General features: G+C 59.2%; 5 protein-coding genes and 6 pseudogenes. 6 read left to right on the forward strand and 5 right to left on the reverse strand.

Translation table 11 applies throughout. The features are described from left to right. Window positions 1-38 precede the first annotated feature (38 nt). The 4 genes and pseudogenes from tnpC to QEO92_RS32630 all read left to right on the forward strand — a co-directional run. Complete coding sequence (tnpC, locus tag QEO92_RS32615; protein WP_210059128.1) at window positions 39-1,709, forward strand: IS66 family transposase; 1,671 nt, start codon at window positions 39-41, stop codon at window positions 1,707-1,709. A gap of 108 nt (window positions 1,710-1,817) precedes the next feature. Continuing rightward, a pseudogene (locus QEO92_RS32620) lies at window positions 1,818-2,275 on the forward strand (helix-turn-helix domain-containing protein); the annotation flags it as partial. A gap of 544 nt (window positions 2,276-2,819) precedes the next feature. Further along, on the forward strand, window positions 2,820-4,079 hold the full coding sequence (gene ltrA, locus QEO92_RS32625) for a group II intron reverse transcriptase/maturase (protein ID WP_210059127.1): 1,260 nt from the start codon (window positions 2,820-2,822) through the stop codon (window positions 4,077-4,079). Between the two features lie 80 nt (window positions 4,080-4,159). Then, window positions 4,160-4,345 (forward strand): annotated as a pseudogene (locus QEO92_RS32630) (IS630 family transposase); the annotation flags it as partial. Window positions 4,346-4,418: 73 nt separating this feature from the next. Here the strand turns inward: QEO92_RS32630 and QEO92_RS32635 are convergent. The 4 genes and pseudogenes from QEO92_RS32635 to QEO92_RS32650 form a co-directional block, all read right to left on the reverse strand. After that, window positions 4,419-4,577 (reverse strand): annotated as a pseudogene (locus tag QEO92_RS32635) (ATP-binding protein); the annotation flags it as partial. Between the two features lies 1 nt (window position 4,578). Next, window positions 4,579-6,684, reverse strand: a complete 2,106-nt coding sequence (locus tag QEO92_RS32640) for a recombinase family protein (protein WP_210059119.1) — start codon at window positions 6,682-6,684, stop codon at window positions 4,579-4,581. A gap of 443 nt (window positions 6,685-7,127) precedes the next feature. Beyond that, a pseudogene (gene istB, locus QEO92_RS32645) lies at window positions 7,128-7,836 on the reverse strand (IS21-like element helper ATPase IstB); the annotation flags it as partial. After that, window positions 7,826-8,767: pseudogene (locus QEO92_RS32650) on the reverse strand (Mu transposase domain-containing protein); the annotation flags it as partial. The pseudogenes istB and QEO92_RS32650, both read right to left, overlap by 11 nt. A gap of 60 nt (window positions 8,768-8,827) precedes the next feature. On the opposite strand from QEO92_RS32650, the gene QEO92_RS32655 reads away from it, so the two are divergent. Continuing rightward, complete coding sequence (locus QEO92_RS32655; protein ID WP_113426808.1) at window positions 8,828-9,832, forward strand: IS110 family RNA-guided transposase; 1,005 nt, start codon at window positions 8,828-8,830, stop codon at window positions 9,830-9,832. A gap of 228 nt (window positions 9,833-10,060) precedes the next feature. Here QEO92_RS32655 and istA read toward each other — a convergent pair. Beyond that, a pseudogene (istA, locus tag QEO92_RS32660) lies at window positions 10,061-10,675 on the reverse strand (IS21 family transposase); the annotation flags it as partial. Between the two features lie 326 nt (window positions 10,676-11,001). On the opposite strand from istA, the gene QEO92_RS32665 reads away from it, so the two are divergent. Continuing rightward, entirely contained in the window at window positions 11,002-12,354 is a 1,353-nt protein-coding gene (locus tag QEO92_RS32665) for an ISAs1 family transposase (RefSeq protein WP_210058824.1), read from the forward strand. The last annotated feature ends 17 nt before the right edge of the window (window positions 12,355-12,371 follow it).

Below are 12,371 nucleotides of genomic sequence, written 5' to 3' on the forward strand. Positions count from 1 at the left end.
TTATTTGGCTTTTCCGTGCTGCCTTGCTATAAGGGCGCATGTCATCGCCCCTTGATCTCAGCCTGTTTCCGGACCTTCCGCCAGAGGTGGTGAAGGCGTTTGCGGCGATGCAGTTCGAGCTGTCGGTCGAGCGTGCTGCACGTCAGCATGAGCAGGCTGTGGTGGCCGAAAAGGACGCGTTCATCTCCGAGTTGAAGGAACTGATCGAGAAGCTTGAGGGGCAGGTTCACGACTATCGGCGCACGAAGTTCGGGCCGAAATCGGAAAAGCTAGATCCGACGCAGATGGAACTGGCGCTGGAAGACCTTGAAACGGCGATTGCCGAAACACAGGCGCGGATCGCCGCCGTCGAGAAGAAGATCGAAGCCAGCGCAATCAATCCTGGAGAGGTTGGCGATCCGGACAAGGCCGTTTCTCGCAAGGAGCGGAAGGCCCGTGCACTGCCCGAACACCTGCCGCGGGTCGAGCGCGTGATCGAGCCCGAGAGCATCGCTTGTCCCTGCGGTTGCGGCAACATGGTCCGGATCGGCGAGGATCGGACGGAACGGCTCGACCGGATCCCGGCGCGCTACGAGGTGATCGTCACGATCCGCCCGAAATACGCATGCCCCAAGGGTCGAACGGGCGTCCTCCAGGCCAAAGCGCCGGCACATCTTTTGGAAGGGAGCTGGCCGACCGAAGCCCTTCTGGCGGAGATTGCCGTCTCCAAGCATTCCGAACATATGCCGCTCAACCGGCAGGCTGAGGTCATGGCGCGACACGGGGTGCCGATAGACCGCACGGTCCTGGCCGATTGGATGGGGCGCACGGGCAGCGAAATCGCACCGGTGGTCGACCATATGGCCAAACGGCTGCTGTGGGAAAGCACGCGCCTCTATGTCGACGAAACGACGGCCCCGGTGCTGGATCCTGGGCGAGGCAAGACAAAGACCGGCTATCTCTGGGCCGTGCTGCGCGACGACCGCGGCTGGAATGGTTCTGCTCCGTCAGGTGTGGTGTTCCATTATCGGCCCGGGCGTAAAGGAGAATATGCCGCTGAAATTCTCGCCGGGTTCAACGGTACGATCCAGGTCGATGCCTACGGTGGTTACTCTCACCTCGCCACGTCGGACCGGATGGGTGGCGATCCCTTGAAGCTGGCTTTCTGCTGGGCGCACGGGCGCAGAAAGCTGATCAAGGCGACGCCGAAGAGCGGATCGCCCATTGTCGACGAGGCGCTGGTGCGCATCTCCGCGCTCTACAAGATCGAAGACAGTATCCGGGGCTCAGACTCCGAACATCGCCGGGCCGTTCGACAGGACCTGTCCCTCCCGCTGGTGGACGAGTTCTTCACCTGGCTGGCAGCCCAGGCCGCGCGCGTCTCACGCAAATCTGACCTCGGAAAAGCCCTGGCCTATATGCTAAAACGACAAGACGGCTTCCGGCTGTTCCTGGACGACGGCCATGTCGATATTGACTCCAACCTGGTGGAAAACGCGATCCGCCGCCCGGCCATGAACCGCCGCAATGCGCTCTTTGCGGGGCACGATGAAGGGGGCCGCAATTGGGCTCGGTTTGCCAGTCTGATCGGCACTTGCAAAATGAACGGCGTTGAACCTTACGCCTATCTTTGCGACCTCTTCACCCGCCTAGCAAACGGCCACCTCGCCAAAGACATCGACGCCCTGATGCCATGGGCCTATGCCGCCCGCATCAGAGCCTCACAATGAGCTCGTCAGAGACTAGAGCGGGATGAATTTAGGCGGAATCGGCATGGGGATTCCCTTTTGTGAGCAAATCAGATTCACCATTCAGGCCGGTGCAGGAGGCCGGCCAGGATGGCGAGACCCTTTTCGGATGACCTTAGGGACCGTGTTGTTGGTGCAGTGACGCGCGATGGGCTGTCCTGTCGGGCGGCGGCGAAGCGCTTCGGCATCGGCATCAGCACGGCGATCGATTGGGTACGGCGCTTCCGTGAGACGGGCAGCGCCGCCGCCGGCCAGATGGGCGGGCACAAGCCGCGAGCGATCGCCGGTGAGCATCGGGCCTGGCTAATCGAGCGCTGCCGCGCGCAGGCATTCACCTTGCGCGGGCTGGTCGCGGAATTGGCGGAGCGGGGCCTGAAGGTCGACTACCGCTCCGTCTGGATCTGCGTGCATGAGGAAGGGCTGAGTTATAAAAAAAGACGTTGGTCGCCAGCGAGCGCGACCGGCCCGATGTCGCCGCCCGACGCAGCCGCTGGCTGAAGCATCGCCATCGCATCGATCCGGCCCGCCTCGTCTTCATCGACGAGAGTGTGCTGCAGAGCAGCGGAAGGAGTTCGACATGAACTGAGACCGTAGCGTAAAGCTGCGTGAATGATGGGGGACGGCCCTCCGGGATCGGCTTTCAGGAGCAGGTCTCAAACCAGTCCGAGCTGCTGCGGTAAAGAGCCGTGGTGGTGAGCGTCGGATGAAACGTTCGGACGAGATCCGAGCAGGTGCATGTTCAAAAGACGAACGAAAGTGAACCCTCCGAAGACGCGTCGTTATGAACGTAAGTGTTGTCGAAACCAGGACCGTTTCGTCATCCTGGGACAAGTCCGCCAGAAGCCTGATGACCGGGCGGGCGGCGACCGGCGTAGAGGGGGCGTGATTTGGACATAGGCGTTCACGCGGAACTGCAGGAACCAGGCTCCTGATGCCAAGGGAGAAGCTCAAGCGGCGCAAACCGCAAGGCGAGAGTACCGATGCGGGAGACTGGGGCGGACCGACCCGTAAGAGCGTCGAGGACCCTGTAATGGGGTCGGAGCAAAGGGGTCGGATCAGGTGGTCGTATTGTTTGAAACAACTGGAAACAGGATGACTTCGGAAAGTACGGCAGACAAGCCGTTTCGAATTGAGAAACGGCAGGTGTACGAAGCTTATAAAGCGGTCAAAGCCAACCATGGCGCAGCCGGGGTGGACGGCGAGACTTTGGAAATGTTCGAGAAAGACCTTGCAAGGAATCTCTACAAGATCTGGAATCGGATGTCGTCCGGAGCCTACTTTCCGCCACCGGTGCGTGCCGTCTCCATTCCAAAGAAGGCTGGAGGCGAGAGGGTTTTGGGTGTGCCCACGGTCAGCGATCGGATCGCGCAGATGGTGGTCAAACAGATGATTGAGCCGGATTTGGACTCCCTCTTTCTTCCAGACTCATACGGGTACAGGCCGGGGAAGTCGGCCTTGGATGCCGTCGGCGTGACGCGCCAGCGATGTTGGAAGTATGATTGGGTTTTGGAATTCGACATCAAAGGACTGTTCGACAATCTTCCACACGATCTCTTGCTGAAGGCGGTCAGGAAGCACGTCACATGCAAGTGGGCTCTGCTCTACATCGGAAGATGGCTCGCAGCGCCGATGGAGAAGAATGGTGAGGTTTTGGCGCGAACGTGCGGCACCCCGCAAGGCGGTGTCGTCAGCCCCTGCCTCGCAAATCTCTTCATGCACTATGCATTTGATTTGTGGATGACGCGAATGCATCCCGACCTACCATGGTGTCGATATGCCGACGATGGTCTTGTTCACTGCCAGAGCGAGCAGCAAGCCGAAGCCCTCAAGGTGGAGTTGAGTTCTCGCTTGGCAGCGTGCGGATTGCAGATGCATCCGACAAAGACCAAGATCGTTTACTGCAAGGATCAACGGCGCCGAGGAACGTATCCGAATGTCGCATTCGACTTTCTCGGATATCAGTTCCGGCCTCGACGGGTGGCGAATACACAGCGGGACGAGTTCTTCTGTGGCTACACGCCTGCGGTTAGTCCGACGGCGCTTAAATCGATGCGGGCAAAGATCAAAAGTTTGAACATCCCGCGGCAGACGCCGGGGACGCTGACCGAAATTGCCAAACAACTCAATCCACTCCTTCGGGGATGGATTGCCTATTATGGCCGGTTCAGCCGTTCGGCCCTGTCCACTCTGGCTGATTACGTTAACATGAAGCTCAGAGCCTGGATCAGGCGAAAGTTCAAACGCTTTCAGTCCCATAAGACACGAGCCAGTCTCTTCTTGCGAAAACTGGCGCGGGAAAATCCGGGACTGTTCGTACATTGGAAGGTGTTCGGAACGAACACGTTTACCTGATGGGAGCGGTGTGAATCGAGAGGTTCACGCACCGTTCTGCGAGAGGCCGGCTGGTGAAATCCCTCCGGCCTACTCACCCCTGGACGAAGACGAACATGGCGCCGCTGCGAGGCTGGGCGCCGCGCGGCGAACGGCTGTTCGGCCAGGCTCCCTTCGGCCACTGGAACACCATGACGTTCATTGCCGCCCTGCGCGTTGATCGCGTCAGCGCGCCCTGGGTCATCGACCGGCCGATCAACGCGACGAGCTTCCTCGTCTATGTCGAAATGTTGGTTTCCACGCGGAACTGAGCCGGTTTTTCCACCGAGAAGTGAGCCACTTCTGAGTATGGTTTTCTGATCAGGCTTTGGTCAAGAGATTGGCCTTTTCTCCTCTCTTCTGTGCTGCTGCGGCCGAGCTGGCCTTGAAGCGGAAGCTGTCGTTTCCTGTTTCCAGGATGTGGCAACGGTGGGTCAGACGATCGAGCAGAGCGGTGGTCATCTTGGCGTCACCAATGATTTCATGATGCCTGTTTCCTCGATCGTCTATTACGTTGAGCGCGAGCGCGCAGAATGTCGATCTGGTCCTGCGTCAAGTCGATTTGCCACGGCTGGCCCTTGGCGAGTTGGTGCCCTTTGAGCCATCCGCGAGCGAGATAATCAAAGATGACCTGAGGTGTGATGCCCAGAGCCGCTGCGGCTCCTTGAACGGAGTAGGATCCGTCCGGCCACCGGGCGGGATTGGAGCTCGTGCCGTTGATTTTGACGGTGGGAATGCCCCAACGCCTGCGCAAGAGCCAGACATTCTCACCCTTGAAGGCGCAATTCCGTGCGGCAAGAAAGCCTTCGGCGTTCAGCGCCGAGGCAATTTCCTTGTCCATTTTGCCGGCGGTGTTCAGCTCCGTCACGCGCGCTCGTAGTTTGTCGATATCGATATAGTCACCATAGGTGTGAACGCGCCTTTGGACAGAGTGCTCGCTTGTCGCTCCCGTTTGCCACAGGATCTTGACCCAGACCTGGCCCCGCAGGCGCTTTTGGTCGAGAACGACCTCGCAGATGATGAGGCGTAGGATGCTCTTTCGCTCGGCTGCCGTGGTCGAGGGGGCATGCCAGATGCCAGGGAGGTTCTCTCCGAGCGCCAATAGTCCGTCGCGATCTGCCTCGCTGAGAACCAAGGGTTCGTCGGACCGCCACCGTTGATAATCTTGCTCTATGGCCTCGGCTGCACGCAGCTTCTCTTCCCATCCCCGCTCCAGCGACCGGGCCACCAAGCGGTTCTCGGGTTCGACTGCGTCGTATTGGCGCCGTGCCCTTTCCGCCTCGTAGCGCGCCCGTTCGCGCCGCAGAGCCCATTGACGCTCAAGCTGCCGGATCTCTTCTTTGATCTGGCCCAGTGCGGCGATGGCGATGGCGATGCTATCCGGCGTCAGGGCCTCAAGTAGAATGCCTTCGATGCGTGCGTCGATGGGCAGAGCTCGCACCTCCTGGCATAACGGCCCTCCATCGTGACCGCGGTCGGCGCGGCACGTGTAGACGGGATAGTTTCCCGCAGGGCCGCTATAGCGCAAACTCATCCGCCGGCCGCACCGCCCACAGACAGCGATGCCCTGCAGCAATGCAGCGCCCTTACGCGGCGCTCCCGTATGGCCGGCTTCGTAGTGGTTGATATTGTTTTCCAATCGCCGTTGGTTGTCCATAAACTCCTCCCAGCCGATGTAACCAGGATGGGCCGCTTGCAAACAGACCTCCCAGTCTTCGATGGGGACCTTGGTTGTGCGTGGCAGATACACGTCCTGACGAATGCGCCCGCCAGTCTGCCGTCGTCGACCATAGACATAGGCCCCAGCATAGCCGGGATTATGGAGAATGCTGAGCACGCGCGGGTTGCTGGCCTCTTGCCAGACGACTTCGTGCGGTGCCGGACCACGAAGGGGACGCATTGGCAATGGTAAATCCTCCTTGCGTAGATAACGCATTACCGCCCGCGCGCTTCCCAATTCGCGGAATTTGCTGAAGACGAGGCAAAGCCTTGCCTGCACTTCCTCATCGGGATTGAGAATGATCTGGCCCGAGAGGGCATGAGATAATCCGGCGGGTAGACCAAAGCGCAATTCGCCGCGTGCCGCTTTCTGACGCTCGCCCTGATGAAGGCGCTGCCTGATCTGGTGCAACTCCGCTTCGCTCATGATGCCTGACAAGCCGAGCAAGAGGCGGTCATGGTAAGCGCAAGGGTCATAGAGCCGTTCGCCGTCGGCAATAATAACGCCGAACAGTGCGCACAGATCAAGGAGTTGATGCCAATCACGATTGTTGCGGGCGAGCCGAGAGGCATCGAGGCTGATGACAAGCCCTGCGTTTCCAAGCCCGATCTCTGCGATTAGCTTCTTAAAGCCCTCTCGCTCGACGCTGCCCGAACCGGATTTGCCAAGATCTTCATCGATGACGTGCACGCGTTCATGTGGCCAGCCAAGAGCGACGGCGCGATCGATGAGCCGATACTGCAGCTCAGTGCTTTCCTGATGATGCCGCACCTGGTTTACAGAAGACTGGCGGACATAAATGTAGGCGAGCTTGCCGCGATGCTCGGCGGTGACTTGGCTGTCCGGGCTATTCGTCGCTCTCAGCATGCCGATCTACCTTTGTCGGCGCGCGTATTGACCGCATCCGCATCAACAGGGGGGCAAGTTTTTGAGCGACTTGTTTGCGCGTCTCCGCCGGCAAATCGAGCCACGGACGCGGGACTGTCGTGCTCGGGGTCAGAAGCTTTACGAGGGACTGAGACGCTACGCGGTACGGTTTCGATTGCGCGTTCATCGCGAATCACCTCCTTGGAACGGGAGGTAACCATGCTGTTTAAATGGCGCATCAATGTGAGCAGGGTTCGAACGCTGATGCGAGGTGCCGACTTCGACTCGCTCCACGCGTCCGGCGAAAAGGTTGCAAGATCGGTCGCCGACCGGCGAATTGAACGGCGGCGTCCGTCAGGTAATCGAACGACTACGAATGCCGCACCGCGACCGGACTGGACTGACACCAGCTCAAGACGTTGACCCGCAAGGCCGTGGCGTGGGTCAATGATAGTCACATGATGCACCACCCCGTCGACAATAGGGGCAGTCTGCGATGCTTGGTTCGCCGAAGACGGTTGCCCATTCGCTGAAGCTGAGGTTGGTGGTGATGACGACGCTGGTGCGCTCGTAAAGCTTGCTCAACAGGTGGAAGAGAAGCGCTCCGCCTGAGGCACTGAATGGAAGGTATCCGAGCTCATCGAGGATCAGCAGATCGAGACGGACCAGCGTCTCGGCGATCTGACCTGCCTTGCCCTTTGCCTTCTCCTGCTCGAGCGCATTGACCAATTCGATGGTCGAGAAGAAGCGGACCTTTCGGCGGTGATGCTCGATAGCCTGGACTCCGAGGGCGGTCGCGACATGTGTTTTGCCTGTGCCCGGCCCGCCGACGAGGACAATGTTATGCGCTCCGTCCATGAACTCGCATCGATGCAGTTGGCGCACCGTCGCCTCGTTGATTTCGCTGGCGGCGAAGTCGTAGCCGGAGATGTCCTTGTAGGCCGGGAAACGGGCAGCCTTCATGTGATAGGCGATGGAGCGGACCTCGCGCTCGGCCATCTCGGCTTTTAGCAACTGGGACAGGATCGGCACGGCCGCATCGAAGGCTGGTGCTCCTTGCTCGATCAGGTCCGTGACCGCTTGGGCCATGCCATACATCTTCAGGCTACGAAGCATAATGACGACGGCGGCGCTGGCAGGATCATGACGCATGACGACCTCCCACGATCCGGACACGCAGGCCATCATAGCGCTCCACGTTTGCCTTGGGTTCACGCAGCAAGGTCAGCGCCTGTGGCGTGTCGATGTCAGGACCGTCAGTTGTCTTCCCATCGATCAGACGATGCAGCAGGTTCAGCACATGCGTCTTGGTCGCGACGCCTTGATCCAGAGCCAGCTCCACAGCCCTGACGACAACCTGTTCGTCGTGATGAAGCACCAGAGCGAGGATGTCGGCCATCTCCCGATCACCACCGGGACGGCGAAGCATCTGGTCCTGCAGTTGTCGAAAGCCCAGCGGCAATTCCAGGAAGGGTGCACCATTGCGCAAAGCACCGGGCTTGCGCTGGATGACGGCAAGGTAATGCCGCCAGTCGTAAATCGTTCGCGGTGGTTTGTCGTGGCTGCGTTCTATGATCCGCGGATGTTCGCAGAGGATATTGCCCTCGGCTGCAACTACCAGCCGCTCGGGATAAATCCGCAAGCTGACGGGGCGGTTCGCAAACGATGCTGGCACACTGTAACGATTACGTTCGAAGGTGATCAGGCATGTCGGCGAGACGCGCTTGCTCTGCTCGACGAAGCCGTCAAACATGGCGGGCAACGCCATTAAAGCAGGCTGTTCATCACCCCAAACATCCGCGATCGAACCGGGCAGGCTCCCGTGCGGTGTCTCCTGCCACAGGTCCTGGCAATGCTGCTCCAGCCAGAGGTTCAACGTTGCCAAATCCGGGAAGTCCGGCATCTGTTGCCATAGGCGGGGACGAGAATCCTGAACGTTTTTCTCGACCTGCCCTTTCTCCCAGCCCGCAGCAGGATTGCAGAACTCAGGTGCAAAGACGTAGTGGTTCGTCATCGCAAGGAACCGGATGTTGACCTGTCGCTCCTTGCCGCGGCCAACCCGATCGACCGCTGTCTTCATGTTATGGGATGGACGCCTCCCTCCGAGGCCTCAGAATGAGGGGCCCAACTAAAGGAGGAAGTCATGACATTCGAATTGCTCGCAATCGATCTTGGAAAGTCGTCATTCCATCTCCACAGCATCGCGTCGGATGGCGCTATCCTGTCGCGGAAGATCAGCCGTTCGAAGTTGGCCGAAACGGTCAAAGCTATAAACCCCAGGATGGTAGCGATGGAAGCCTGCGCCAGCGCTCATCATTGGGGGCGGCAATTCCAGCATGACGGGCGAGAGGTCTTGCTGATCAATCCACGCTTCGTGAAGCCCTTTGTCCGTGGCTCCAAGAACGATGCGGTCGATGCTGCGGCGATTTATGAAGCGGCGACACGTCCAACCATGCGGTTCGTACCGGTCAAGTCGACCGCACAGCAAGACCTTCAGTCACTACATAGAGTTAGGGAGCGTCTGATCGTTCAGCGGACATCGCTGATCAATCATGCCCGCGGCCTTCTTGCCGAGTATGGAATCGTTTTGCCGCAGGGGCCATGGCGGTTTGCTGCTCAGGCACCCTCGGCTGTCGAGAATGCACCTCTTTCCGATCTCGGGCGCGAGCTATTCCTCGAACTCCTTGACCAGCTCACCGATGTGAATGACCGGGTTGCCAGGCTCGACCGGAAGATTAGCGAGATTTGCCGCGAGCGAGAAGATTGCCACCGTCTGTGCGAACTGCCTGGCGTCGGTCCGATCATTGCAACTGCACTGGTGGCCAGCGTTGAGGACGGGCGCCACTTCAAATCGGGGCGAGAACTGGCGGCCTGGATCGGGCTGGTCCCGCGACAATACACGACTGGCGGCAAACCACGCCTCGGCGGAATTGGCCGCCGAGCGAACCACTACCTCCGTCGCCAAATGATCCATGGTGCACGCGCAGTTATCAGCCGACTTGCCAGTCACGACGATCGCCGATCGCAATGGCTGAAAGAGCTCGTCGCTCGCCGTGGATTTAATAAAGCGATCGTAGCGCTCGCCAACAAGACCGCGCGGGTAGCATGGGCCTTGCTTACACGACAGGAGCGCTATGCCGCAAAATAGTCATTTGCCAATCGTTGCCTGTGAGGCAATGATGAATGCGAGGTAAGAACTGATGGCGTAACGGCACGGACCGCAGCTTCGGATCCTGATTTACGACAAGGCCACAAAGGTCGATCATGTTATGAGGAAAGAGGCAGCGGACTCCCATCAAGGCCAGGAGCGTGATCGCTCCAGCGATAGGCCGGATAGATTCACGCATCCAATGCCGAGTGCCGCCAAATGTTCATCTCGCCCGGGAGGCGTCCATAGATTATCGTAGATGCCGCGAGCAGGGACGCCTCCGAACACACGGAAGCCGTGCCAATGGGCGTCAAAAAGCATCTCGTGCGTCTGCAGCAGGTAGGCCCTGACCAAAAACGCGCGACTGTGCGATAGCTTGATATGCGCGACCTGCAGCTTCGTCCGCTCTCCGCCGATCACGGCATAATCCTCACTCCAATCGAATTGGAATGCTTCGCCTGGGCGGAAAGACAGCGGAACGAATATGCCTCGGCCCGTCGTCTGCTGCTCACGTTGTCTATCCGCCCGCCAATCTCGGGCGAAGGCTGCAACACGGCCATAGGAACCGGTAAAGCCGAGCGCCACCAGATCGGCATGAATCTGCTTCAGTGTTCGGCGCTGCTTGCGCGACTTCCCGGCCTCGGTCTTCAGCCAGGCCGCCAGTTTGTCGGCAAAAGGATCAAGCTTGCTCGGTCGTTCCGGTACCGTGAACGTCGGTTCGATCGTGCCCGCGTTCAAATACTTCGCGATCGTGTTTCGCGACAGCCCCGTGCGCCGGCTGATCTCGCGTACAGACAGGTTCTCGCGCAGCTTCATCCGACGGATAATGTTTAAAAGTCCCATGTGGATCACTCCGTTGCCCCCGTCGCTCTCCGCGTTGGGGGAAGGTTCACATGGCTCAATTCTCAATGGAAATTATGCGCCTAACCGGCTCAGTTCTGCGTGGAAACCAACAGTCAGGCTTTTATTGAAGCGTTTTTTCCCTGAGGTCTTTGAGAAATTCCCTGAACCGCTGAGCGGGCAAATCGGGATTACGAAGTCGGCGCTGAGTTCCGTGACCGTCGCAAGGGACTATGGGGTCGACATCAGGGCGATCGGGTGAAGAAGTAGGTGACAAAGGTTTGAATTGCTGAATCAGTCGCGATCCTCTGGATGGAGGAACGACGACGATGACGGATAGCGATCGGGAGCATGGCGAACTTTTTGAGGAGGCGGGTGTTTTTCTTGGATATTTTGAGGATATTCCGGACGGGCGTCAGGTCGGCAAGGTCCGCTACCCGCTGAGGGAGGTGCTGCTGCTGTGCCTGCTTGCGGTATTGTCGGGGGCGGAAACATTCACGGACATCGCGAATTTTGGCAATCGGAAGCTGAGTTTTCTGCGTCGGTTTCGGCCTTTTGCAGGCGGCACACCGTCGCATGATCATCTCGGCGACATCCTTGCCACGCTTGATGCCGAGGCGTTTCAGCGCTGTTTTGTCGCCTGGGTCGCGTCGCTGACCGGCGTGGCGACAGAGGTGATCGCCATCGATGGCAAGACCGTGCGCCGGTCGAAAGGCGCCAAGGCGGCGATCCACATGGTCTCGGCGTTCGCCGCGCGCCAACGTCTGGTGCTGGGTCAGGTCAAGGTCGGCGAGAAGGCCAACGAGATCGTCGCGATCCCCCATCTTCTGAAGGTGCTGGCGATCGAGGGGGCGATCGTGACCATCGACGCCATGGGCTGCCAGCGTGCGATCGCGCAGCAGATCGTCGACCAGAAGGCCGACTATGTCCTCGCCCTCAAGGGCAATCAAAGCGCGCTGCGCGACGATGTCAGCCTGTTCGTGACCGAGCAGAAAGCCAAGCAATACGCCGATACCGCGATCAGTCGACATGAGACCGTGGATGGCGATCATGGTCGGATCGAAACCAGGACCACCACCGTCCTGCATGATGTCGCCTGGCTTCAGCAACGCCACAAATGGCCCGCCCTGAAATCCGTCGTCATCATCGACAGCATACGCGAAATCGGCAGCAAGACCGAGCGGGAGACCCGCTTATACATCAGCTCGTTGAAGCTGCCCGCCGACAAGCTCGGACCGATCGTTCGCAGTCATTGGGCAATCGAGAACAGCCTGCACTGGGTGCTGGACATGGTCTTCCGCGACGACGAATGCCGCGTCCGAACCGAAAACGCCCCGGCCAACTTCACCACCATCAAACATATCGCAACCAATCTGCTGCGATTGCCGACCACCAGAGATTCTCATGTCCGTTTTCAAGAGCTTGGGCATGGGTTTTTCGCGTCGCTTTTTCAGCGTCGACGAGGGACAAATATGCTGCCTATTGCAGGACGCGGCGGCATTGAGACGACGGTTGATCAGCAGTTCATTTGCATTGATCATACCACCCAGCCTAGCGCCCCATCCGCACTGATGCTCGCAGAAGATACCTCTGCCTCACGACATCGGCATGGCCCTAAGGCCCGGCTACATTGTCCCGGCAGCTTCACACCGGACCGTTACCAGTCCCGCATGTGCCGGTAGGCTACTGATGACGGAAC

The sequence above is a fragment of the Neorhizobium petrolearium genome, assembly GCF_029854435.1.
Classification (GTDB): domain Bacteria; phylum Pseudomonadota; class Alphaproteobacteria; order Rhizobiales; family Rhizobiaceae; genus Neorhizobium; species Neorhizobium petrolearium.